Below are 23,762 nucleotides of genomic sequence, written 5' to 3'. Positions count from 1 at the left end.
GTGGCGGATTTGTCTTGACAAGGATGGTGTTCCGGCTAAAATCATAACCGTTTTGGTTATACATATCCCCGACAAACAAGGAGACCGACATGGCTATCTGGAAATGTGAAAAGTGCGGACATGAAAAAGAGGGTCGCTGCAAACCCAAAAAATGCCCCGCGTGCGAAGGGGCCGGCAGCTTCGTCAAGAAGGACTGATACGACCTGCGGCATCCGTCCCGTCCTGCGCCAGGCTCGGCAACTTGCCGTACCTGGCGTTTATTTTCAATCCTCAGAAACTGGCCCGCAGGCCGGCGTAAAAACCCCTCCCGCTGATGCGGGCGCCGCCTTCGGCGACGCTGGTTTCCATGCTGCTGTTGAACAGGTTGAAAACCTCGGCGATGAGAGTCAGGCCGTAGCGGCCGTGCCTGACCGCATCCACCTCGACGGTGAGATCCGTCACCAACCCGCCGGCAATGCTGCCCTTTTTGTAGGCGTCGGAATAGCCGCCGTCTGCATTGATCCATTGGCTGCTGGTGCGATCGTTGCGACCGGAGGTGGTGCCGTAGGGGGTATCGTCGCTGATGCGGGCGTCGACCAACAGCCCTTTGGCATTATCGCGCCAACGGGTCACGGACTGCAGACGCAGACGATCGCCGAAGAAATTGCTGCCCACTGTCAACGCCAGGACCAGGGGTGCATTGAAATCCTCGGCGGGAATGCCGGAGCGGGAGATGTAGGAGCCGTTGTAGAAGACCTTATCGTAGTTGTAAAGGAATCCGTTGGAAAGGCTGTCGACGAAAATCTGTGAGAAGTAGCTGCCGTTGAAGGTTTGGGTCCGCGACTTGGTGGCGCTCAGGGCGAAAACATGGTGCCCGAAGCCCGCGGTTCGCCACTCCCGGCCCAAGGTGAAGGTCAGCCCGTCAAAACTGCTGCGGCCATTATTGGTCAGATAATAGGTGGTATTGTCCTCGGTCTGGCTGATGATTTGATCCTGGTGCTTGCGATGGACAAATTCGAGACTGTAATCGAATCCGGCCACGGTTCCGGCCACCCCGCCCATCAGTTCATCGGAATAGGGCGTATCCAAACCGTCGCTGCGGTAGTTTTTGGCCGCCTGATTCGAAAAGGTCGTCACTTCGCTGCCGCCAAATAACACCCTGGTCTGACTTTGGGAATATGGGCGATGTCTTCTGAAGGCGTAGCCCCGCAGTTGTTGCCCATAATAGCGATTCGCGCCGCCAATTATGCGAAATTCTCCCGTGCCCAAGACGTCAACTTCCAATTTGAAGCGCGGCGCCACATCCAGGTTTTCGGAAAAACTGTCGTAATCGACACGCATGCCGGGGGTGAGCATCAGGCGCCGCCAAACCATCTCGCCCTGCAGATAAGTCCCGTAGCTGCTCATGTGTTGGGCCTGAGTGACTTCAGGGTAATTGGCAATGGTGCGGGTGCTGATCAGGGTGCTCGGCAGCGGCACCGCCACCGGACGGGCAAGAACCAGAGTATCCGAGGTTGCCGCCTCGTTCCAGGAATCGGTGTGCCGGTGAGCGAATTCCAGCCCCAAGGCATAGTGCCAACGCACATTGCCATGACGCAGGGGATTGGACTTGAAACTGGCGGCAGTCTGGATCTCCTTGGTGGTGATGTCCGCATCGCCAACGCCGCCACGCTGATCGTTCTGGCTGCTGTCTCCCAGATTCGTCAGGCTCTCGCGAAGAGTGCCGGCGCTGTCGCGGCTGAAGCCGTGTCGGGCAAAGGCGACTTTGGTATCCAGCAACCCGGGCTGCATCCGGTATTCGGCCTGACCGGCGAAACGCCAGGAACGATTTTCGATCTTCCAATCGCTGTCCGGCCAACTTCTGCGCCAGCGCAGTTCTTCGTAGGGCGCGTAGGTGGCGTCCAGCTTGATGTCCAGCGCCGCGGTGGGCGTCAGCAGCAGGCGGGCGAAATAGTTGTCATTGCCGCGCCGCTGGTCATCATCCAGAGTCAAACCGCTGCGCAACGACCGCTTCAGGGGAATGCGGGATTGCCTTCGAGACGCCGACAGCAGAATGGCGGCATTATCGGTCAGCGGGCCTTCGGCAGTGACGGCGGCCTGGTAGATGGAAAAGCGCGGCTGATTATCGGGCAGTTCCGATTCCTGGTCGACATCGCGCAGCTTGAACCAGCCATCTTCGGTATAGCGCCCAGACACCGTGAAATACCAGCGGTCGGCACGCGGATCGCGCAGTTTGGCGTCCACCGCCCCGCCCAGGAAGCCGCCGAATTCCGCCGGCACATTGCTGGAATGGACGGTGATGGACTCCACCAGGTGGGTGTCGTAAAAGATGGTCGAATCGCCGCCGCCCACCATCAGGTCGTTGGGTCCGGCGGAATCGTCGAAACCCGACGGATTGAGGGTGTTGGTGACGTTCATGCCGTCGATGAGAAAATTGTTTTCGTAGGGCTTGGCACCGAAGATGGAAATCCTGGGAGGGGCGATTTCTCCCAAAGTACGGCTGGACTGACGTTCGTTGCTGAACTGCACCTGGGACATGCCCTTGAGGGCCTCGGTGATGGAACCGGTGGCGGAGGGCATCATCTCCAGTTCCCGGCCGGCCACGGTGTTTTTGTCCGAACCGATGCGCGTCGCCTGCACCACCACCGGCTCGACCCGGTAGCCCGACCCTTCCTCTTCCTCGGCATCGCCGAAACGCGCCTCGTCCAAGGCAATAAGCGCCGGCGGCACACCGCCGTCGGACGACCAGGCCGTCCCCGTCAGGCGACCGGAAGCCAGCAGAAATACCAGAACGAGAAAACGCTTCATCCCAACCACCCCTGGAGCCGACACTCTGCTGCAAAGGCTGACAGAATACTGACTTCAGGGTCGAAACACAACCTTAAGAAGTCGCCAGGGCAGATCCGAGCCTACCCCGGCATATATGCCGGTCACATCTATAATGCCGTTTTTCAAAAAATACATTTATCTGTTCCGGGTAAAATTTGTCCACACACCGCTGAAAAACGTGCCCTTTTTGTTGTAATGGGAAAGAACTGCCGACGATACCGTCCATCCTCTCAACCACCGAAAGCGAGCCTGGTGCTTGACACGGGAAGCTTTTCCAGCCAAAGCACCGCCAGGGCAGGTGCCCCGAAAACTCCGACCAAGCCGCATTCCCAGTAGTGCAAAGAGGTCCTTTTCCAACGCCCGAGGGCGACCAACAACAGCAGACAAAACAGGTTGCCGCCGGCCGCCAGCCCCACAAACCGCGGAGGCTCCAGACGCAGGTGATCAAAGGTGCGGGTGCCGTCCTGCTGCGTCAAGCGCCAGGGGAGAAGCAGGGAGGCGAACTGCTCCCGACGCCGCAGCGCCCGGATATCGTCCGGCTCCAGAGGCTGCGCATATTCCCGATGGATGGCAAAGTCGGGGGTCATGGCCCGTCCCAGACTACCGCCGTAGTTATCCCTCGCATCCTGGCTGATGACGTATTTGCCGATGGCGTCGGCCCACAGAGTGAAACTGGTCACATCGGCATCGAAGCCGGCAACGGGTATGGGGTGCAAAGACAGATCCTTCTGCATGACAGCGTAAACCTTCCCCTCGGTGATGACGAAGCCGAGCATTTCCCGGCGCCGGCTTTCCGCCACCACCAGGCCCCGCACGGGTCCTGCCTCCAGAATTCCGCCCGGACGGCAGACCGGCGCCCCATGGACCATCTTGAGCTGAAACAGGCGATTGCGGGCATCGACCAACAGGTAGCCTTCGTCATAATCCTTGCGGGGATCGGGATTGCCGGCCAATGCTTGCACCGGATACTCAAAGCCGGCCTCGCGCAGGGCCGCGGTGAAGCGCCGGCTCTTTTCGCGGTCGACACGGCCGGCCTGGGGAACGATAAACTCCAACTCGTGGCGGGCGGCGGTCAGACGGAAGAAATCCGTCGGCAGCTCCAGCTTGGCCCCCTCCGGTTCGCTTTCCAACAACAGGTGCAGGCGGGGCTCCGGCGCATTCCAGTCGCGCGGATGGAAGGTCAGGTACTGCCAACTGTTGCGGACCTGCTCCGGAGTCAGGCGGAGGCCCTGAATGGTGTCCGGAAAGGCGTTCCACTTCAGCAGGCTGTCCGCATGCAGGGTCGGCAGGGCGAAAAACATCTGCCTGCGGCTCAGCGGCGTGCCGTCTTCCAGTTCGATGCGGCTGCGGTCCGTGCCCACCGGGCCGACAACCTTGTCGGGGAATTGTTTTGAGATGACGAATTGTTCATGGACCGGGCTGTAGAAGAGCTTGTGGCGCACCAGCTTGGGCGCCGCCATGCGCCAGTACAGATTGGGCAGTACCGCACACAGGGACAGGATGAACAGCAGCAGACTGGCGGCGCGGGCCCAGCGGTAGCCGAGCCGCTGGTCGGGTGCGCTCATGAAGCGCAGGCAGGCGAAAAAGACCAAAGCGAGGAACAGCAGTACCAGCAGGGCATGGGAACCGAGACTGGGCGCCTGCAAACCGTAGCCGGTCGGACGGCCCATGAAACCATACATGGCAAAGCAGGAGAGCAAGACAAAGCCGCGCACGACCAAACCGTCATGGTAGAAAAACGCCGCGGTCCCCAGGTAGCACACCAGGCTGAGCAGGCTCCAGGTCGCCAAGGTCAGGAGCACCGGCGTGATGATGTCGACCGGCACCCGAAAAATCAGCAGATTGCCGGCCAGGGCCAGATGGGCCCCCAGGTTGGTCAGCAGCATGAGCCCCAGCCCACAGGCCAGGGTCATGCCGGCCAATCCTTCGGGATGGACGGGAGTATGAAACAGCAGGCGCAGGCGCTTGCCCTGCACCTCCGGCCAGATCTGCAAAAAGGCCAGCAGAGCGCCGGCCAGGAACAGCACCCGAAAACCGCCGAAGAACATCGGCTCCTTGCTCAGCAGGGTCAGGATCAGACCGAAACTGCCGTGAGACCGCTGAATGGCCTTCAGAATGAGGAAGCTGTCCGCTGCGGCATAGAGCAGCAACAGGGGCAGGAGCCAGACACCGAGACGCAATTTGATGCGTTCTTTCAGCAACAATGCATGCAGGGGTGGGTGCATAATCATTCGGTCAGTACTTTCCGGTCAAGCCGATAAAGGCATCTTCAAAATTCATCGGGATTTGCTGCAGGGTTTCGTGCGGAACGCCGCAGTCTTGTAAATGGGCGGACAACCTCTCCCCGGACAGGAAGCCATGCACGATGGTTTGCTCACGGGCGTGTTCCAGACGCACCAACAGTTCGCCCGCCGCAAGCCCTTCCGAGGCGGGGGACCGCTCAAAACTGAAGCACTTGAAATTATCCATGAAGGCCTGTTTGCTGCCCGATACGCAGATGCGGCCCTGATCGAGGATGATGAGGTTGTCGATGATGGGATCCAGTTCCTGGACGACATGGGAGGTGATCAGGATGGTGGTGCCATACCTCTGCACATAATCCCCCAAAAATTCGATGAACAGCCGCCGATAGCCCACATCGAGCCCCATGCTGTAATCGTCGAGGATCATCAGATCGGGCCGCTGCGCCACGATGAGCCCCAGTACCACCTGCGAACGCTGGCCGCAGGACATGCGGGCCAGCTTGCGGTCGGGCGGCACCTGAAGCCGACTCACCAGTTCCATGAAGATATCCCGCTCCCACTTCGGATAAAACGCGGCATAATAGCGTTCGAGTTCGGCGACGGACATGAAGTCATATTGGATAAACCGCTCATGCAGCAGACCGATGCGGCGGCGCGTCGGCGGCGACAGGACATGACTGGCCTCCCCCAGCACCCGGCAATGGCCGCCCGTCGGGCGTAAAAACCCCATCAGAATGTCGATGGTGGTGGTTTTGCCGGCGCCGTTTTTACCCAACAGCCCGAATACGCCGCCCGCCTCCACGGTGAAGGAAAGGTCGTGCAACACGTCCTTTTCGCCATAGGCGTGCCGCAGGTTTTGACATTCGATGATCATACTCATGGTTCTTTGGACTCTCCTTGGATCGGTTCGGTCACCTGCAGCACCGCCAGGTTTTCATCCCTGAAAACAACGCGCGCCTCCCCATTGAGGTCCTCCACCGTGATGGAATCCAGAACGTCGGCCGCTTCGGCGGTCCACTGCAGGTGGGGATGCTGGTTGCGGGCCATGGCATTCAGCAGATGGATATAGGTGCGATTCTCGGTTCTGGATTTCTCCCAGTTGCGCCGCATGGGCAGGCGTTGGCGCTCGAGTTGTTCCGCCGTGACCCCGTGGGCCGCCACCTTCGCCACCTCCTTTTCCACCACCTCGCGCAACCGGGCAAGATGGTCGGGCCGGGTGGCGATGCGAACCAGGAAGAATCCATGGCCATTGTCCTCCGTATAGCGATAGAACATGTCCGGCGCATACACCATGCCCAGGTCCTCCCGCACCCGCACCCGTAGGCGCTCCCTGATGACGGCCGCCAACAGGCGGCGGACGGCCAGGGCCTTGCGGTCGCCGACATCCTCCAGGCGGCGCAGCCAGGCCAGGCGCAACTCGGCCTGACCGAGCTCGGCCTCGACCTGAAGGGTTTTCTGCCGATGGGCCGGCGCGGGAAAACTCGGAACATGGGCATAATCCGCCGGCACGGCAGCCGGGTAGGTCACCTCTTCGGCGCCGAAGAAACGGGCAACAAGAGCCTCCGCCTCCTCGGGAGAAAAATCCCCCACTACGTTCAACACCGGATCGCCGCCCCGATGCAGGGCCTGCAAATGCCGGCGCAGGACCGTCAACTCCTGCTCGCGGGCCATGGCTTCGGTCAAGGGCCGGGTGCGCAATCCATCGCCATAAAAAAACCGGGCGCTTTCATCCTCCGCCACCGAGGGCACGTCCCGCCCCCGTTTGAGATCCGCCATGGCCAGCGTCTTAAGCAGGTTTTCCAGGTCTTCCCGGGCTATCTCCGGCTCCCGGTACTGGGTCCACATGGCTTCCAGCATGCCCGCCAGATCGGCCGTTTCCCCTTCGCTGGAAATGATGGTCGCATGCCGGGCCAACCGACTGCCGGCGCCGGCCCCCGTCGCCCGTTGCAGGCGCAAGGCATCCAAGGCGCTGAGGCGGCCGAATCCGGATTGCGCGTCGGTCATGAAAGCCAGGCGGGCGGCGACGAACTGGTCGTCGGTCACGCCGCTGTGCCCGCCGCCGAGATGCAAGTCCAGGGCAACCCGCCCCTGCTGAAAGGGCGTGGGCAACAGGCGCACCCGCAGGCCGTTGGCGAAGTCCAGTTCATGCAGCAGCAAGTCCGTACCCGGAACCGGTAGCGAACGGCGCGCCGCGACCCGGCCGGCCACGGCCGGAACGTCCAGATAGGGAAACCCCACGGCGTCCGGATCGACCGGCGCGACCATGGCACGCTGCCGGCCGTCACGCCACATGTCGAGCAACTTCTGGTCCGCGTCGGGCCCCAGGTCGGCATTGCCCGTTACCGCGACAAGCCGGTGTTCGGTCTGCCACATGCCCGAAAAAGCGGCATGCAAATCCGCTGCCGTGACCTCCTGCAACAGCGGACGGTAATACTCGAGGGCCTGGCCGGCGGATTGGAGCACCTGGTTGCTGTTCACTCCATGAACGACGGCCTTCACCACTTGGTCATGAAGCAGGTTCCCTTCGTTGCGGGCCCGGGTTTCAAAACCACGCATCCACTCGGTCCGCAGCTGCTCCACCTCCTCGGCCAGAAAGCCATGCTCCAGGACGCGGGACAACTCATCCTGCAAAACCCGGAAGGTCTCCGGCCAGTTCGGCGCCGGGCAGACGCCGACCACATGCAGGGAGGGCAGCAGGTTGTAAGCCCGGCTGTTTTGGACCACGCCCCGCAGAAAGGGTGCACGGCCGTCGGCCACCATCTGCTGCAGCCGCCGGGACAGAATGCCCGCCGCCATGCTGTTGTGCAGCCACTGCCGCCGGGATTCCGGCGTATCGTCCTGCCAGACCCGGGGATGCAGGGCGCTCAAACGGACAAAGGTGCTTTCCGCTTCGTAGAAATCGTGAAAGGGAACCGTTCCGTTCAGCCCGACATCGCCCCAGGAGGCCAACGCCCTTCTAGGTGCCTGCGCCTGGAAGTCCTGGAAAGCTTCCCGGATGCGCTCCTCGACTGCTGCCGGATCCAGATCCCCGACCACCACCAGGACCATCAATTCCGGCCGATACCAGGCGCGATAAAAATCCCGAAGGGTTTCGGGACTGACAGTCTTGATGATGTGTTCCTCTCCGATGGGCGTCTGGTTGAAGCGGGTTCCGGCATACAGCTTTTTACGCAGACGGCCGGCGGCCCGGTTGTCGATGGAATCCCGGGCGGCTTTTTCCGCCAGAATGACGCCCCGCTCCCTTTCCACTTGAGTCGGTTGGATATCGAGGCCGTCAGCCACATCCCGCAAAAACTGCAGGGCGGTATGGAAGTTATCCGAGTCTCCGCCGGCAATATTCAGTTTGTAGACGGTTTCCTGCGGCCCGGTATGGGCATTCAGATCCTGGCCGAAGGCCATGCCGTTGTGCTGGAAAAAGGGAATCAGCTCGCCCGGCGCGAAATGCCGGGAACCGTTGAAGGCCATGTGCTCCAAAAAATGCGCCACACCGAGTTCGTGCGCCTGCTCCATGAGAGAACCGACCTGGACATTCAGATGCAGGGCCACCCGGCCTTCCGGTTTACGGTTGGGCAGAATCACGTAGCGAAAGCCGTTGGGCAGGCGCCCGAAGACCGCTTTTTCGTGGGGGACGAGGGAGCTTGCTTCATGGGCCCAGCGTCCATCCAGCCACCAGGCTTCCCTGATAGGCGGCATGGGACGCGCCGGGCACAACATACAACCTGCCAGCAACTGCAGGGACAGCAAGACCAGCACAGCAATACGGAACATTATCCGAAAACTCCGCGTGAGGCTTTACGACAAATCCGCTCCGACCATCCAATTATTGCAAACCGTTCGTCGGCATTTCGGCAGAACATAGATTAGCACCAACTTACAATTATCACAAGACCATATTAATGGCCTGGCAAAAAGTCCCGGTCGAGACGGTTTTGTCGGGAATCGAATCGGTATGTCGTTAAATTCACGGCGCTCGGCCGAAGCATCAGGGAATAACGAGTCGATTTTGCGATAGCACTAAGAAAAGGAAAGGAGGCGGACCAGACAAAAAAATGGGCCGGCACTGCCGTGGCAGACCAGCCCGAGCGCCGCAAATGCGACCTCACATATGTTAGGAGGAGGAGAAAGGCCACTATGGGATTGTTGTGGCCGGGAGGATGATGTCTTGTGTAAAGGCGTTTTGAGCGGCTTGGTCAGCGCCAAAAACATCCTGTTATCAACATGCGGCGAGTCTACCATCCGGAGTTATTTTTAGTCAATCCAAAAAACGCAGAAACCCCTAAAAACCAAAAACAACCTAAAATGACCAAAAACAACCCACCAATCATCCTGCTCCAGATCTCAGGGAAAGTCGGCTCCTTTCGGAGCCTCGCTTTTCCCATAATTCTTTTTTAAATTACGTAAAACAAAAAAATTCCGTAAACATTTTATTTTTCAATTATTTCTATAGCATGATTGCAAATTGTCAACCTGCTCCAACAAAAATTTGCCTTTCAAAAAAAACCATATTATACTGTTCAAAATAACTGCGGCATTCGGGCCCTTCTTGCAACGGCCCGGCTTTGCATGTTCAAAGGCATTTCCCGCCATCACCAGGAGCGCTTTTCGCGCCCGCCGGTACCAACCGTATCCCTGTTTTGCCGCAGACCGTTTAGCCTTGGCACATCATTTCGCAACCCTTTCCGGCAACCGAAAAAATCCGGTTGACGGGAAACCTGTCTGCATTTTTCGCCGCCGATGCAGCAGGACGCAAGGAGGCCCCATGAACAAACCTAAATACATCGCCAAGCTGGAGAACGTACCACAGTTCCGTGAACTCCCCCAGGAACAACAGGCCGCCCTGCTGGCGGTCACCCGCCGCTACGCCTTCCGCTCCAACGAGTATTATCAATCCCTGATCGACTGGAACGATCCGGAAGATCCCATTCGCCGCATCGTCTTTCCTTGTGAAGATGAATTGGAAGCCTGGGGCCAATTGGACGCATCAGGGGAGCACCACTACGCCCGGGTTCCGGGCTTGGAACACAAATACCCCGACACCGCCGTCCTGCTGGCCAGCGACGTGTGCGGCGCCTTGTGCCGCTTCTGCTTCCGAAAGCGTTTGTTCATGGCTGACAATGAGGAGGTGGCGCGGGACATTTCGGCAGGGCTGGACTACATTCGCCAACATCCGGAAATCAACAATGTGCTGGTGACGGGCGGCGATCCGCTGCTGCTGTCGACCCGGCGACTGCGTGAAATCCTGGTGCAATTGCGCGCCATCGATCATGTGCGCATCATTCGCCTCGGCAGCAAGATGCCGGCTTTCAACCCCTACCGCTTCCTCGACGACCCGGAACTGCTGGAAGTTCTGCGCACCCATAGCCACCAAGACAGCCGCCTTTATCTCATGGCGCAATTCAATCATCCCCGGGAACTGACCGAACCGGCCCGCCGGGCCATGGCTCTGGTGCAGCAGAGCGGCGTGATGGTCATGAATCAGACCCCGTTGATTCGCGGCGTCAACGATGATGCCGAGGTGCTGGGCGAGTTGCTCAACACCCTGTCCTACCTGGGTATCGCCCCCTATTACGTTTTCCAATGCCGTCCGACGGAAGGCAATGCCACCTATACCCTGCCGGTTGAAGAGGGCTATCAGATTTTTGCCAATGCGCTGGTCGCATGCTCGGGCCTGGCGCGCCGCTGCCGTTATGTCATGTCCCATGCCAGCGGCAAGATCGAGGTGGCGGGACTGACCAAGGACCATGTCCATTTCCGCTACCATCGCCCGGCCAATCCCGATGAAAACCTGGCCCGACTGCTGGTCTGCGCCCGCAACCCCGAGGCCTACTGGCTCGATGATTACCGCGAAGCCGCAGCCCTGCTGGCGCAAAAAACCCTGCCGGCCTACGGCAAGTGCGGCTATCCGGGCAACGCCAAACCGACCTCCAAGGCGCCCCTGCGCGCCCTGTCCCACAGCAAGAAGTCAACGCCAAAATGATCGCCAGACCCCGCCCCAGCTGAACACTTGGGCGGGGTCGGACGTATCCCGCAACAGGGCGTTCAACTTGTCGCGCAACCTGGGGCTGCAGCGGGCGCGCAGTAGCACCAGATCGACCAGCCAGGGCCGGGTCATCCAGCGCTCGGCGCGCAGATAGCCATCGGTATGCAACTCCGCCAGGAGCCGCAACTGCCGGGGATAGTCCTCCAGGCCGGCAAAATCGCCGGTGCCGAGGGCGTCCGCCAACAGTCTTCCCGCCAGCAGGCCACACTGCATGGCCTGCCCCACCCCCTCGCCGGTGAAGGGTGAGGTGGTTCCGATAACTTCACCGACACCCAGCAAACCGCCCGGCGCCACGGCGCGGGCCTGCTCCCAGCCACTGTACAGCAGGGCGCCACGCAGGGGGCTGACGATATCGCCGGTTTCCAGCAGGCGGCGGGCTAAATCAAAATTCCGCAAAAAGCGGTCGAAGGCCTGACGCAAATGGATCCGCCCCTTGTGCCGCAGGGGACGAAACAGCCCGCAGCCGACATTGAACAGGCCCGGCTCCACAGGAAATATCCAGGCATAACCGGGCAGAATGTCCCGAGCGAAAGCCACCACCAACCGCTCCAGAGGCAAGCCGGAGCGGACATAGCAGCGCATGGCCACGCCGCTCGGCGACTGCGGCGGCACCAATTGCAGGCGGCGGGCCAAACGGACCTGGCTCCCCGTGGCAACCAGACAGGAACGGGCACGCAGGATGCGTGCCTCGCCTTGCAACAGAATCTCATGCCCGGCATGGCGACCGGCATGACGCACCTCGATGGCCGTCCCGCAGGCGAACACCGCCCCCTGGCGCACCGCCTGGCGCGCCAGCAGATCGTCGAGCAATCGGCGGCGCAGCAGGACATATTCTTCCGGCAGTTCCACCTCAACCCCCGCCGGACTGACCACCGACAGCGTCCCGATGGTACGCCCGAGGCGGCGCACCTCTTCTTGCATGCCCAGATGTTCCAGCGCCCGCAAGGCCCGAGCGGTCAAGGCATCCCCGCACACCTTCTCCCGCGGGAAGCTGTACCGGTCGAGCAGCAGCACCCGGCAACCCCTGCGGGCCAGCTCAATGGCCGCGGCGCTGCCTCCAGGGCCGGCACCGATGACCACCACATCCCAGTCCTCATCAACCATTTCGGCCACGGACACCTGATTATGGGACGTTGCCGGAATGGTTGAACCAGGTTCTGTCATGACCTCTCCTTCTGCCGGGGGGATTCATCCGCTCCTTACGGAGATATACCTGTCACGGCCTTCCCGTTGCCGCTCTGTCCGCAATGAAACACCGAGGGGAACATGGCCATTTGCCAATTCTAGCAGATCCCCGACGCCGGATACATTCCCGATTGGCCAGGACAAGGCCGTCACCCTGCTATTCCTTTTGAAATAACAGAGACTCTTTTCTATAATTGGGCAAACCCCTGCTACGTGCCTCGGGAGGCTCCATGGCCACTACCAAAAAGATCTTCGTTGCCGCCACCGGCCAGCAAAACGGCAAGACCACCACCAGCATTTCCCTGTTACACATGGCGCGAAAAAAATACCGGCGGGTCGGCTTCATCAAGCCCCTGGGTCCGAAGCCGACCATCTACAATGGACGCTGGGTGGATCTGGACGCGGCTCTGATGGCGAAAATCTACGGACTCGACGAGGATCTGGACTTCATGTCGCCGGTGGTTCTGCAGGCGCGAACCACCCGCAACCTGCTGGACGGAAAGATATCCGCGGCTTCACTGCTGGAGAAAATCCGCCAAGCCACGGCCGAACTGGAAAGGCGTTGCGACTTTTTGATCATTGAAGGCGCCGGGCACAGCGGCGTCGGCTCGGTGCTGGGACTGAACAACCCTTTTGTCGCAGCCACCCTCGGCGCCCCCATGATCATGGTCTCCGGAGCGGGCATCGGCAAAGTGGTGGACAACGTCCATCTCAACTATGCCCTGTGCCGCCAGGAAGGGGCCGACCTGCGCCTGGTCATGGCCAACAAACTGCTCCCGGACAAACGGGAAAAAACCCTGCGCTACCTGCAGCTGGCCTTTCAAGGCATGCCCTTCAAAGTGGCCGCCGGGTTCAATTACTCACCCATCCTGGCCAACCCGACCATGAAACATATCGCCAGCCTGTTCAATCTCTACCTGAAGGGGGATCGGGACGCCGAGCTGCGCATCATTCACCACGTGCAACTGGGCGCGGCATCGACCCAAAGGGTGGCGGATTTGCTGGATGACGCAACCCTGCTCATCGTGACCAGCACCCGCAACGAATTGCTGGTCACCCTGGCGGCGCTCTACAACATCCCGGAATACCGCCACAAGATTGCCGGGTTGTTGATTCCGGGTTCCTATCCCATTTCCAAAGTCACCCAGCAGATCCTGGATCGCAGCAATATTCCTTACCTGCGGGCGGAAAACTTCAGCAGCACCAGGGTTTTTTCGGCCATTGAAAATGATGTTGCGAAAATCTATCCGGAAGACACGGAGAAGATCAGCCTGCTGCAGTCCCTGGCCGAAACCGCCATCGACTTCGACGCCATCGATGCCATGTTCTGACCGGCAATGGCCATGCGTCATCCGCGGCGCGGATGATGGCTGAATGCGCCATGCCGGCCCCCTTGGAGGGCCTTTTGGATAGAGCCGGATCCTGGACTTTTTCTGCTTTGCATCGGGGTGTCGAATTGTTATGGTTCTAGCCTCTTCCGGACAGACAGGAAACCCATGACCCCAGAGGATCTGCAACAATTGCTGACCGCGGTCCGCAACGGTCATCTGACCGTCGAGGCCGGCCTGAACCGCCTGGCTACCCTGCCCTTCGAAAGGGCCGGCGAAGCGCTGGTCGACCACCACCGGGCGCTGCGACAGGGGGTTCCTGAAATCGTTTTCGGCGAGGGCAAAACCCTTACCCAACTGCAGGAGATTGTTGGGACCCTGTTGGCCAACGGCAGCAACGCCATCCTTACTCGGGTTGGAGAGCATTTGGCGGCGGCACTGCAAAAAGACTTTCCAGTCGGCGAATACGACCCCGTCGGCCGCATCTTTTCGGTGATTCAACAGCCGGCGACGGAGCCCCATGGGGGGCTGGTCCTGGTGGCCAGTGCCGGAACCTCCGATCTGCCCGTCGCCCGCGAAGCGGCCACCGTCGCCCGCCTGCTCGGCAACCCGGTGGAGGAACTGCCGGACGTCGGTGTCGCCGGCCTGCACCGGTTGCTGGCGCACTTGGAATTGTTGCGGCGGGCGGCGGTCATCATCGCCATTGCCGGCATGGAGGGCGCCCTGCCCTCGGTCATCGGCGGACTGGTCGCGGCGCCGGTCATCGCCGTGCCCACCTCCGTCGGCTATGGTACGGCCATGGGCGGCCTGACCGCCCTGTTCGCCATGCTCAATACCTGCGCCAGCGGTGTCACGGTGGTCAATATCGATAACGGTTTCGGGGCCGCCTTCGCCGCGACCCGCATCAATCGCCGGGCTCAAAAATGAAAACCCTGTATCTGGATACCTTTGCCGGCATGGCGGGAGACATGTTTCTGGGATTGCTGGTGGATCTCGGCGTTCCGCTGGCGGATCTGGAAGCGCAACTGCGGTGTCTGCCCCTGACCGGCTACCACCTGACGGCAACCCGCGAGCAGCGGCAGGGCATCGCCGCCACCAAGGTCAGGGTGCACTGCCAACCCCAGCACCAGCATCGCACCTGGCGGGATATCGATGCCATGTTGGCGGCCGGCGAGTTGCCCGGTCCGGTTGCAGACCTGGCTCGGCGCATCTTTCGCCGCCTGGGAACCGCGGAAGCCGCCGTCCACGGTATCGACCTGGATGCGGTCCATTTTCATGAAGTCGGCGCCCTGGACGCCATCATCGACATCGTCGGCGCCGCCATCGGCCTGCAGGCCCTGGCACCGCAACAGGTGCTGTGCGCGCCGCTGCCCATGACCCGCGGCACGGTGCGCTGTGCCCATGGCATCTTGCCTCTGCCGGCGCCGGCCACCCTGCAACTCCTGTGCGGCCTGCCGACGGTCGGCGATCCCGCCGCCGTGGAACTGGTGACCCCGACCGGGGCCGCCATCGCCGCCGAAATCGCCCGTTTTGCGCCCCTGCCGGCCATGACCATGGAGGCGGTCGGCTACGGTGCCGGCGAGCGCCACATGGACGATCGCCCCAACCTGTTGCGCGGCATCCTCGGCACCACCGCGGACCCCTGGGAGGGCGAAACCGATCGCATCACCCAACTGGACAGCCACCTGGACGATGCCAACCCCGAATGGCTGGGCGCCCTGATGGAGGATCTGTTCCAGGCCGGGGCCTTGGACGTGACCTTTGCGCCGCTGCAGATGAAAAAGAACCGGCCCGGTGTACGTTTGACCGTCCTGGCGCCGCCTGCCCTGGCCGCCCCCCTGGCCCGCCTCGTACTGTGCGCCAGCAGTGCCACCGGCGTCCGCTGCCAGGACACCCTGCGCCTGAAACTGCGACGCAAAACCGCCACCGTGGCGACGCCCCTCGGCCCGGCCCGGGTCAAGCTGTTTTTCGATGGCGGCACCCTGCTGCGTATCGCCCCGGAATTCGAGGACTGCCGGCGGCTGGCCAAAACCTCCGGCCGTCCCCTCACCGGCATCTACCAACTGGTCGAACAAGCGGCATGGGCCGATGCGACCGTTACGGAGCTCTGAACCCATGCGTCGATTCATCCTGTTGCTGGCCACCAACGGCGGCCTCGGCTACCTGCCCCGGGCGCCAGGAACCTGGGGCACCCTGGCCGGTATTCCCGCCTTCGCCCTGTTGGCCGCCATGCCGGCGGAACTATACCTGCTTACCTGGACCGCCCTGCTGCTGCTGTCCTGTTGGGTGGCCGATGGCGCCGGGCGCATCTTCGGCGTGGTCGATGACGGCCGCATCGTCATCGATGAACTGGTCGGCTACCTGGTGACCGTCGCCCTGCTGCCCTTTTCCTGGCACAACGCCTTGGCCGGCTTCGTCTTTTTCCGGGTGTTCGACATCGTCAAGCTGCCGCCGGCGCGATATTTCGATCAACAAATGAAAAACGGCATCGGTGTCGTCATGGATGATGTCGTAGCCGGCCTGTATGGCGCCCTGGCCCTGCGCCTGTGGCTGCAATTCCTTGGCACACTCGGCTGAATTTGATGGAGGGAACCATGAGTCTCAACCTTGCCGTCCTGACCACCGGCGACGAACTGATCAACGGTGAAATGGCCGATACCAACACCATGCGCATCGCCCAGGTGCTCGGCGGCCACGGCTATCTGCTGCGCGAAGCGCGCTCCGTCGGCGATGACGAAGGAGAAATCATGCAGGCCCTGCGCGACCTGGCCGGACGGCGCCAGGCGATCATCGTCACCGGCGGCCTCGGCCCGACGGAGGATGATCTTACCGCCCGTGCCGCCGCCAAGGCCTTCGACCGGCGCCTGGCCCTCAACGATGAAGCCTTGCGGCAGATCCGGGAATTTTTCCGGCAGCGCCGCCAGGAGATGCATCCCCGCAATGAAAAGCAGGCCTTGCTGCCGCAAAAGGCGCAACTGATACCCAATCCCCTCGGCACTGCCGTCGGCTTCCAGATGCGCTGCGGCAACTGCGAACTGTTTTTTCTGCCCGGCGTCCCGGTAGAAATGGCCGCCATGCTGGAGGCCACGGTCCTGCCGCGCCTTGATGCCTTGAGCGGTGGCGTACCGCCGCGCCAGGAACGCATCCTCAAGGTGTTCGGCCTTTCCGAGCCCAAGGTCGAAGAGCGCTTTAACGGCCACCCCCTGCCGACAGGTGTCTGCCTCGGGTTCGGCGTCGAATACCCCTTCGTGTTGGTCAAATTGCGGGCCGGCGGCCCGGAGGCCGAAGACCTGCTCGACAAAGCCGAACTGCACGCCCGCCGGCAGTTGGCTCCCTACGTGTTCGGAACCGGCCAGGAAACCCTGGCCGGCAATGTCGGACGCATGCTGACCGATGCCGGATTGACCCTGGCCCTGGCGGAATCCTGTACCGGCGGGATGGTCAGTCAACTGCTGACGGACATTCCGGGCGCCTCGGCGTTTCTGGAACGGGCGGCCGTGACCTACAGCAACCGGGCCAAGCAGGACTGGCTGCTGGTCCCGGCGGACCTGCTGGCCAGGGAGGGTGCGGTCAGCCAGGGATGTGCCCTGGCCATGGCGCACGGGGTGCGGGAAGCCGCCGGCAGCGATATCGGCCTGGCCATCACCGGCATTGCCGGACCGACCGGGGGCAGCGCCGACAAACCCGTCGGCACGGTATTTTTGGCCATGGCGGCGCCGGGCGAAGAAAAGGTCCAGGGTTATCGGTTCAACGGTTCCCGGGATAAAATCCGCCTGATGGCCGCCAGCATGGCCCTCGAATGGCTGCGCCGCTATCTCTGCGCCGTGCAAGAGGAGGTCCACTGATGCCCGACGGCGCCCCCGGCCACGGTTCTGCCGGAAGGATTCGGGCGTTTATCGCCATGCCGTTGCCGCAGCCGTTTCTGGACTGGGTGGCCAACCTGACTGCGGCCTTGGGGCGCGTCCGGCCTGCGATCCGTTGGGCACGCCCCGAAAGCCTGCACCTGACCTTGGCCTTCCTCGGCGAAATTCCTGAAGAAGAGCTTGAAAAGCTGGGGAAGGCTATGCTATCGATAGGAGATTCATTTGCCCCCCTGACGGTGCGCGCCGGCGGCCTGGGGGCTTTTCCCGGACCGAACCGGCCGCGGGTGGTTTGGCTCGGCCTGCAGGGCGGTCAATCCCTGGCTGCCCTGCAAGCCGCCCTGACCCGGGAATTGCGGCAACGGGACCTTGCCTGGGACGATAAACCCTTCAAGCCGCATCTGACCCTGGCCCGACTGCGGCAGAGCGAACCGCAGTTGATGACGGCCCTGCAATCCTTGCCGGCCGGCTACCCCGGTTCGTTGCTGCTGGACCGCCTGGTGCTGTACGAAAGCCGCCTGACCCCGCAGGGCGCCGTTCACCTGCCGCGCCGGACCGTCATGCTCTCCGGGTCCGCACCGGGGCAAAACCTGTGAAGGATGGCCGCAACCCCATTTCACTCCAAAGGATGATGAGACCATGACCGACAATAATCGCGAACGCGCCATCGACCTGGCCATGGGCCAGATCGAAAAACAGTTCGGCAAAGGCAGCATCATGCGCCTGGGGGAAGATGCCATCGTTCCGGACATCGAAACCATTCCCACCGGTGCCCTGAGCCTCGACATCGCCCTTGGCGTGGGCGGGGTGCCGCGCGGCCGCATCATCGAGATCTACGGCCCGGAGTCTTCCGGCAAGACCACCCTGGCCCTGCATATCGTCGCTGAAGCGCAGAAGAAGGGCGGCATCGCCGCTTTCGTCGACGCCGAGCACGCCCTCGACATTCACTATGCCCGCAAACTCGGCGTGCGCACCGACGATTTGCTGGTCTCCCAGCCCGACACCGGGGAACAGGCCCTGGAGATCACCGAGGTGCTGGTGCGCAGCGGGGCCATCGACATCCTGGTCATCGATTCGGTGGCGGCCCTGGTGCCCCGGGCCGAAATCGAAGGGGAAATGGGCGATGCCCATGTCGGCCTGCAGGCGCGCCTCATGTCCCAGGCCCTGCGCAAACTCACCGGCACCATCAGCAAATCGCGTTGCTGCGTGATCTTCATCAACCAGATCCGCATGAAGATCGGCGTCATGTTCGGCAACCCGGAGACCACCACCGGCGGCAATGCCCTGAAGTTCTACTCCTCGGTCCGCATGGATATCCGCAAGATCGCCACTCTCAAACAGGGTCAGGACGTCATCGGCAGCCGCACCCGGGTCAAGGTGGTGAAGAACAAGGTGGCGCCGCCCTTCAAAGAAGCGGAATTCGACATCATGTACGGCGAGGGCATTTCCCGGGAAGGCGATGTGCTGGATCTGGCGGCGGCCAACGACATCGTCGAAAAAAGCGGGGCCTGGTATTCCTTCGCCGGCGAACGCATCGGCCAGGGCCGGGAGAACGCCAAGCAGTTTTTGCGCGAACATCCGGAAACCTGCCGGGCCATTGAACAACGGTTGCTGGAACACGTCGGTTTGAAGAGCGCTCCGGTTGCCGTGGAAGAGGCGGAATGACATGGAACTGAATGAAATCCTGACCGTTGCTCTCAAGGCCAAGGCGTCGGATATTCATATCAAGTCGGGCCTGCCGCCGGTCTACCGCATCGACGGCGTGCTGCGTCCCCTGCCCAAGGCCGACCGACTGGATGCCGACACGGTGCGCAACATGGCTTACGGCATCATGGGCCCGCGCCGTCAAAAGCAGTACGAGGAGACCCACGAGGTCGACATGGCTTACGGCGTCCCCGGCATGGGGCGTTTCCGGGTCAACATCTTTTCCCAGCGCGGCTCGGCGAGCATGGTGTTCCGCGTCATCCCCTTCAGCTGCCCGAGCCTGGACGAGCTCAATCTGCCGCCGGTAATCAAGAAGATCGCCATGGAACCGCGCGGCCTGGTGCTGGTCACGGGCGCCACCGGCTCGGGGAAATCGACCACTCTGGCGGCCATGATCGATTTCATCAACAGCCAGCGCACCGAACATATCATCACCGTCGAGGACCCCATCGAGTTTCTGCATCGCGACAAGAAATGCATCATCAACCAGCGCGAGGTCGGCAGTGACACGGACAGCTTTCCGGCGGCTCTGAAACACGCCCTGCGCCAGGATCCGGACGTTATTCTGGTCGGCGAAATGCGCGACCTGGAAACGGTGGAAACCGCCTTGCACGCCGCGGAAACCGGCCATTTGGTGCTGGCCACCCTGCACACCATCGATGCACCGGAGTCCATCAACCGTATCGTGTCGGTGTTTCCACCCCATCAGCACCGCCAGATCCGCTCCCAGCTGTCCGGCATCCTGCGGGCGGTCATCTCCCAGCGCCTGGTGCCGCGAGCCGACGGCAAAGGGCGGGTCCCGGCGGTGGAGGTCATGATTTCCACCGCCCGCACCCGGGATCTCATCGACGACAAGGAAAAAACCAAGCTGTTGCGGGATGCCATCCAGCAGGGCTTCGTGTCCTACGGCATGCAGACCTTCGACCAGTCCCTGATGGGCCTGTACCGCAACGAGTTGATTACCTTCGACGAGGCCATTCGCCAGAGCTCCAACCCCGACGATTTCAAACTCAAGGCGTCGGGCATCTCGTCGACCTCGGACCTCAGCTGGGACGATTTTGGCAAATCCGCCGAAGACGAACAACCGGCCGACGCGCCAGGTTAAAGGCGCGCCGGCCGGCGCCTGGGAGCAGGCCCTGCGCCTCCTGGCGGTGCGCGATCGCAGCGAAGCGGAGTTGGCCGGGCGCCTGCGCCGGCAGCGGCACAGTGAAGCGGACATTCTGGCTGCGCTGGAGCGGTGCCGGGAATACGGCTACCTGGATGACCGCCGCTTTGCCCGCCAGCGGGCCCGCCAGCTGCTGAACGACGGCCGGGCCGTCGGTGCGGCCCTGCTGGCGGACCTGCGCAACCGTCAGGTCGAAGAGGCCGTGGCTCGCGAAGTTCTGGAAGAGTTGCAGGACGAATTCGACCCTCGGGAACTGCTGCGGCAAATCTGCCGGCGGCGCTTTCCCGGCTTCGACTTCCAAACCGCCGATGAGCGTCAGCGCCGGCGGGTTTTTCAGTACCTGGCGCGACGCGGTTTCGCCCCCGCTTTGCTGTACCAATATTTCCAGGAAGAAAGGTAACAACAGGCCCATGCTCACCGGAAACCAGATCCGCACCCGCTTTCTCCAATATTTCGAGAAACACGGCCACACCGTCGTACCCTCCTCGCCGCTGATTCCCCATCAGGATCCGACCCTTCTGTTCATCAATGCCGGCATGAACCAGTTCAAGGATGTTTTTCTCGGTCGCGAGAAACGCGATTACGTTCGTGCCGCATCGGCCCAAAAGTGCGTGCGCGCCGGCGGCAAACACAACGATCTGGAAAATGTCGGTCAGACCGCACGGCACCACACCTTTTTCGAGATGCTCGGCAATTTCAGCTTCGGCGATTATTTCAAGGATCAGGCCATCGCCTTCGCCTGGGAATTTCTGACCGTGGAAATGGGCCTGCCCAAAGACCGGCTCTGGGTCACCGTATTTCGCGAAGACGATGAAGCCTACAATATCTGGCGGGATCGCATCGGCGTGCCGGTGGAACGCATCGTGCGCATGGGTGAAAAGGATAACTTCTGGTCCATGGGCGATACCGGCCCCTGCGGCCCCTGCTCCGAAATTCTCATCGACCAGGGCGACAGCATGTCCTGCGGCACCGCGTGCGGGATCGGCGACTGCGACTGCGACCGTTTTCTGGAGCTCTGGAACCTGGTTTTCATGCAGTTCGATCGCGCTGCCGACGGCACCCTGACCCTGCTGCCCAAGCCCTCCATCGACACCGGCATGGGCCTGGAGCGCATCACCGCCGTCATGCAGGGAGTGCAGAGCAACTACGACTGCGACCTGCTGCGCGGCATCATCGGCCATGTGGAGACACTCTCGGGCAAACGCTACGGTGACGATGCCGCTCACGACATGTCCATGCGTGTGATTGCCGACCACAGCCGCGCCACCGCCTTTCTCATTGCCGACGGTGTGTTGCCCAGCAACGAGGGGCGCGGCTACGTCCTGCGGCGCATCATGCGCCGGGCCGCCCGCCACGCCAAGATGCTCGGTTTCGCCGAACCGGTGCTGTACCGCACCGCCACCTACGTTCTGCAATCCATGGCCGAAGCCTATCCGGAACCGGCCCAGCGCACCGACTACGTGGCGAAAATCGTCAAACTCGAGGAAGAGCGTTTCATCCAGACCCTGGACAACGGCCTGCGCATCCTGACCGAGGAGGTCGAGCGTCTCAAGGCGGCCGGCGCCGGCGTCCTGCCGGGCGACATCGCCTTCAAGCTCTACGACACCTTCGGCTTCCCTCTGGATTTGACGGCCGACATCCTGCGCGGCGAAAACGTCACCATCGATGAAGACGGTTTCGAGGCCTGCATGGAGGAACAGCGCCAGAAGGCCCGCGAGCACTGGAAGGGCTCCGGCGAGGAGGCGGTAGCCGCCGTCTATCGGCAACTGGTCGAAGAGGGCCGTCGTACCCGCTTTTCGGGCTATGAGCAACTGACCGGACAGGGCGAGGTGCTCGCCATTCTCCTGGACGGGCAACCGGTTTCCAGCGCACCGGCCGGCGCCCGGGTCGAGATCGTGACCTCGGCCACGCCCTTTTACGGCGAATCGGGGGGCCAGACCGGCGATCGCGGCACCCTCGCCACCGCCGAGGCCCAGGTTGAGGTCTCCGACACCCGCAAACCCCTGCCGGAATTGTTGGTCCATATCGGCGTCATCACCGCCGGCACCTTGCGCACCGGCGCCACGGCGACCCTGACCGTGGATGGCGAGCGGCGCCAGGCCACGGTTCTGAACCATACCGCCACTCACCTGCTGCAGACCGCCCTCATCGAGGTGCTCGGCGATCACGTCAAGCAGGCAGGCTCCCTGGTCACGCCGGAACGGTTGCGTTTCGACTTCATCCATTTCTCCGCCCTGAGCGCCGAGGAACTGGAGCAGGTCGAAAACCTGGTCAATCTGCGCATCCGGGAAAATGCCGCCGTCGAAACCGGAGAAATGTCCCACGAGGAAGCCGTCGCCGCCGGCGCCACCGCCCTGTTCGGCGAGAAGTACGGCGACCGCGTCCGGGTGGTGCGGGTCGGTGATATCAGCATGGAATTGTGCGGCGGCACTCATGCCAGGGCTGCGGGCGACATCGGCCTGTTCAAGATTCTCCAGGAAACGGGCATTGCCGCCGGCGTGCGCCGCATCGAAGCGGTGACCGGCGTCCGCGCCCTGGAAGTGGTACGCGACCAGGAGCGCACCCTGGATCATCTGGCCGCCCTGATCAAGACCGACCGGCCGCAACTGGAACTGCGCCTGCGCAAACTGTTGGAACGTCAGAAGGAACTGGAACGCGAACTGGAATCCCTGCACGGCCGGCTGAACGCGGATCAGGCCGGCAACCTGCTGCGGCAGCAGGTCAAGGTGGCCGACGTTCCGGTGGTCTGCGCCCGGGTCGACAACCTGGACGGCAAGGCCCTGCGCGAACTGGCCGACCAGGTGCGCGATCGTCTGCCGTCGGGCATCGTGGTGCTGGGCAGCGCCCACGACGGCAAGGCCGGTCTGTTGGTGGGCGTCAGCAAGGATCTGACCAAACGCCTGCAGGCCGGAGCTTTGATCAAAGAGTTGGCCGCCATGGTCGGCGGCGGTGGCGGCGGACGCCCGGACCTCGCCCAGGCCGGCGGCAGCCGTCCGGAGCAACTGGATGCCGCCCTGGCGGCGGTTCCCGCGCTGATCGAACAAGCCCTGCAGAACTGAACGCCAGCGTAACAGGAGCAATACATGAAAGGCCATCTCATCCACAGCGTGGAACAGGCGGAGTATCCCCATCCGCAACACGAGCGTTTTTTTCTCCGCGACCTGGTCCTGGCCGGGGACAATCCGGATCTGTCCCTGCATCGCGGCCGGGTGGAAGCCGGCGGCGAAATCCGGCTGCACTGTCACGAGGGGCGGACGGAGACCTTCTACCTGCTGCGGGGCGAGGCGCTGTGCACCATCGACGGCCAGGAGCACCGCTGCGGTCCCGGTTCCTGCATCGTGGCACCGCCGGGGTTGCAGCACGGCCTGAAAAACATCGGCGACGAACCGGTCGAACTGCTGGCCATCTTTTCCCCGCCGTTGAAGTAGC

The 23,762-nt window shown here is 62.2% G+C and carries 18 protein-coding genes; 13 read left to right on the top strand and 5 right to left on the bottom strand.

Features of this window, described 5'->3' with window-relative positions:
- Window positions 1–89: 89 nt before the first annotated feature.
- Window positions 90–197 carry an RCKP-type rubredoxin-like domain-containing protein gene (locus tag JQN68_RS14710; RefSeq protein ID WP_225072763.1) on the top strand — a complete coding sequence of 36 codons (108 nt, stop codon included), beginning with the start codon at window positions 90–92 and terminating at the stop codon, window positions 195–197.
- A 73-nt stretch (window positions 198–270) separates the two neighbouring features.
- Here JQN68_RS14710 and JQN68_RS05355 read toward each other — a convergent pair whose 3' ends face one another.
- The 4 genes from JQN68_RS05355 to JQN68_RS05340 all read right to left on the bottom strand — a co-directional run bounded on the left by JQN68_RS05355 (window position 271) and on the right by JQN68_RS05340 (window position 8,819).
- Window positions 271–2,787, bottom strand: a complete 2,517-nt coding sequence (locus JQN68_RS05355) for a TonB-dependent receptor plug domain-containing protein (RefSeq protein ID WP_225072764.1) — start codon at window positions 2,785–2,787, stop codon at window positions 271–273.
- 251 nt (window positions 2,788–3,038) lie between these two features.
- Entirely contained in the window at window positions 3,039–5,039 is a 2,001-nt protein-coding gene (locus JQN68_RS05350) for a DUF4857 domain-containing protein (RefSeq protein ID WP_225072765.1), read from the bottom strand.
- A 4-nt stretch (window positions 5,040–5,043) separates the two neighbouring features.
- On the bottom strand, window positions 5,044–5,931 hold the full coding sequence (locus JQN68_RS05345) for an ABC transporter ATP-binding protein (RefSeq protein ID WP_225072766.1): 888 nt from the start codon (window positions 5,929–5,931) through the stop codon (window positions 5,044–5,046).
- Window positions 5,928–8,819: a M16 family metallopeptidase gene (locus JQN68_RS05340; protein WP_225072767.1), complete on the bottom strand. Its 2,892-nt coding sequence runs from the start codon at window positions 8,817–8,819 to the stop codon at window positions 5,928–5,930. Before JQN68_RS05340 ends, JQN68_RS05345 begins: the two co-directional genes overlap by 4 nt.
- Before the next feature lie 991 nt (window positions 8,820–9,810).
- On the opposite strand from JQN68_RS05340, the gene JQN68_RS05335 reads away from it, so the two are divergent.
- Complete coding sequence (locus JQN68_RS05335) at window positions 9,811–11,028, top strand: KamA family radical SAM protein (protein WP_225072768.1); 1,218 nt, start codon at window positions 9,811–9,813, stop codon at window positions 11,026–11,028.
- Here JQN68_RS05335 and JQN68_RS05330 read toward each other — a convergent pair.
- On the bottom strand, window positions 11,014–12,255 hold the full coding sequence (locus JQN68_RS05330; RefSeq protein ID WP_225072769.1) for an NAD(P)/FAD-dependent oxidoreductase: 1,242 nt from the start codon (window positions 12,253–12,255) through the stop codon (window positions 11,014–11,016). The two genes, JQN68_RS05335 and JQN68_RS05330, sit on opposite strands and share 15 nt — an antisense overlap.
- 251 nt (window positions 12,256–12,506) lie before the next feature.
- On the opposite strand from JQN68_RS05330, the gene JQN68_RS05325 reads away from it, so the two are divergent.
- From JQN68_RS05325 to JQN68_RS05275, 11 genes are all read left to right on the top strand, one after another.
- Window positions 12,507–13,607 (top strand): AAA family ATPase, encoded by a 1,101-nt coding sequence (locus JQN68_RS05325; RefSeq protein WP_225072770.1) that lies wholly within the window; start codon window positions 12,507–12,509, stop codon window positions 13,605–13,607.
- Between the two features lie 165 nt (window positions 13,608–13,772).
- Window positions 13,773–14,531: a nickel pincer cofactor biosynthesis protein LarB gene (gene larB / locus JQN68_RS05320; protein ID WP_225072771.1), complete on the top strand. Its 759-nt coding sequence runs from the start codon at window positions 13,773–13,775 to the stop codon at window positions 14,529–14,531.
- Window positions 14,528–15,715, top strand: coding sequence for a nickel pincer cofactor biosynthesis protein LarC (larC, locus tag JQN68_RS05315; RefSeq protein WP_225072772.1), 1,188 nt, complete (start codon window positions 14,528–14,530; stop codon window positions 15,713–15,715). The genes larB and larC overlap by 4 nt, the downstream gene beginning before the upstream one ends.
- Window positions 15,716–15,719: 4 nt before the next feature.
- Window positions 15,720–16,181, top strand: coding sequence for a phosphatidylglycerophosphatase A family protein (locus tag JQN68_RS05310; RefSeq protein ID WP_225072773.1), 462 nt, complete (start codon window positions 15,720–15,722; stop codon window positions 16,179–16,181).
- A 17-nt stretch (window positions 16,182–16,198) separates the two neighbouring features.
- Window positions 16,199–17,449 (top strand): CinA family nicotinamide mononucleotide deamidase-related protein, encoded by a 1,251-nt coding sequence (locus JQN68_RS05305; protein WP_225072774.1) that lies wholly within the window; start codon window positions 16,199–16,201, stop codon window positions 17,447–17,449.
- A complete protein-coding gene (gene thpR, locus JQN68_RS05300) occupies window positions 17,449–18,060 on the top strand; it encodes an RNA 2',3'-cyclic phosphodiesterase (protein WP_225072775.1) in 612 nt (203 codons plus the stop codon). Before JQN68_RS05305 ends, thpR begins: the two co-directional genes overlap by 1 nt.
- A gap of 43 nt (window positions 18,061–18,103) precedes the next feature.
- The gene (gene recA, locus JQN68_RS05295) at window positions 18,104–19,129 is read left to right on the top strand and encodes a recombinase RecA (protein ID WP_225072776.1); all 1,026 of its coding nucleotides are present in this window, start codon (window positions 18,104–18,106) and stop codon (window positions 19,127–19,129) included.
- 1 nt (window position 19,130) lies between these two features.
- Window positions 19,131–20,273 carry a type IV pilus twitching motility protein PilT gene (locus JQN68_RS05290; RefSeq protein ID WP_225072777.1) on the top strand — a complete coding sequence of 381 codons (1,143 nt, stop codon included), beginning with the start codon at window positions 19,131–19,133 and terminating at the stop codon, window positions 20,271–20,273.
- Window positions 20,227–20,733, top strand: coding sequence for a regulatory protein RecX (locus JQN68_RS05285; protein WP_225072778.1), 507 nt, complete (start codon window positions 20,227–20,229; stop codon window positions 20,731–20,733). The genes JQN68_RS05290 and JQN68_RS05285 overlap by 47 nt, the downstream gene beginning before the upstream one ends.
- A gap of 10 nt (window positions 20,734–20,743) precedes the next feature.
- On the top strand, window positions 20,744–23,392 hold the full coding sequence (alaS, locus tag JQN68_RS05280) for an alanine--tRNA ligase (protein WP_225072779.1): 2,649 nt from the start codon (window positions 20,744–20,746) through the stop codon (window positions 23,390–23,392).
- 24 nt (window positions 23,393–23,416) lie between these two features.
- The gene (locus JQN68_RS05275) at window positions 23,417–23,761 is read left to right on the top strand and encodes a cupin domain-containing protein (protein WP_225072780.1); all 345 of its coding nucleotides are present in this window, start codon (window positions 23,417–23,419) and stop codon (window positions 23,759–23,761) included.
- Window position 23,762: the final 1 nt, after the last annotated feature.

This window comes from Desulfuromonas sp. CSMB_57 (assembly GCF_020194955.2).
Lineage (GTDB): Bacteria > Desulfobacterota > Desulfuromonadia > Desulfuromonadales > Syntrophotaleaceae > JAFCIY02.
The sequence above is the reverse complement of the archived record's forward strand: the minus strand, read 5'-3'. Positions and strand labels throughout refer to the sequence as shown.

Excerpts from the sequence above, each read along its gene's own strand:
- JQN68_RS14710 (WP_225072763.1), top strand. The coding sequence starts at position 90 with ATGGCTATCTGGAAATGTGAAAAGTGCGGACATGAAAAAGAGGGTCGC.
- JQN68_RS05355 (WP_225072764.1), bottom strand. The coding sequence starts at position 2,787 with ATGAAGCGTTTTCTCGTTCTGGTATTTCTGCTGGCTTCCGGTCGCCTG.
- JQN68_RS05350 (WP_225072765.1), bottom strand. The coding sequence starts at position 5,039 with ATGATTATGCACCCACCCCTGCATGCATTGTTGCTGAAAGAACGCATC.
- JQN68_RS05345 (WP_225072766.1), bottom strand. The coding sequence starts at position 5,931 with ATGAGTATGATCATCGAATGTCAAAACCTGCGGCACGCCTATGGCGAA.
- JQN68_RS05340 (WP_225072767.1), bottom strand. The coding sequence starts at position 8,819 with ATGTTCCGTATTGCTGTGCTGGTCTTGCTGTCCCTGCAGTTGCTGGCA.
- JQN68_RS05335 (WP_225072768.1), top strand. The coding sequence starts at position 9,811 with ATGAACAAACCTAAATACATCGCCAAGCTGGAGAACGTACCACAGTTC.
- JQN68_RS05330 (WP_225072769.1), bottom strand. The coding sequence starts at position 12,255 with ATGACAGAACCTGGTTCAACCATTCCGGCAACGTCCCATAATCAGGTG.
- JQN68_RS05325 (WP_225072770.1), top strand. The coding sequence starts at position 12,507 with ATGGCCACTACCAAAAAGATCTTCGTTGCCGCCACCGGCCAGCAAAAC.
- larB (WP_225072771.1), top strand. The coding sequence starts at position 13,773 with ATGACCCCAGAGGATCTGCAACAATTGCTGACCGCGGTCCGCAACGGT.
- larC (WP_225072772.1), top strand. The coding sequence starts at position 14,528 with ATGAAAACCCTGTATCTGGATACCTTTGCCGGCATGGCGGGAGACATG.
- JQN68_RS05310 (WP_225072773.1), top strand. The coding sequence starts at position 15,720 with ATGCGTCGATTCATCCTGTTGCTGGCCACCAACGGCGGCCTCGGCTAC.
- JQN68_RS05305 (WP_225072774.1), top strand. The coding sequence starts at position 16,199 with ATGAGTCTCAACCTTGCCGTCCTGACCACCGGCGACGAACTGATCAAC.
- thpR (WP_225072775.1), top strand. The coding sequence starts at position 17,449 with ATGCCCGACGGCGCCCCCGGCCACGGTTCTGCCGGAAGGATTCGGGCG.
- recA (WP_225072776.1), top strand. The coding sequence starts at position 18,104 with ATGACCGACAATAATCGCGAACGCGCCATCGACCTGGCCATGGGCCAG.
- JQN68_RS05290 (WP_225072777.1), top strand. The coding sequence starts at position 19,131 with ATGGAACTGAATGAAATCCTGACCGTTGCTCTCAAGGCCAAGGCGTCG.
- alaS (WP_225072779.1), top strand. The coding sequence starts at position 20,744 with ATGCTCACCGGAAACCAGATCCGCACCCGCTTTCTCCAATATTTCGAG.
- JQN68_RS05275 (WP_225072780.1), top strand. The coding sequence starts at position 23,417 with ATGAAAGGCCATCTCATCCACAGCGTGGAACAGGCGGAGTATCCCCAT.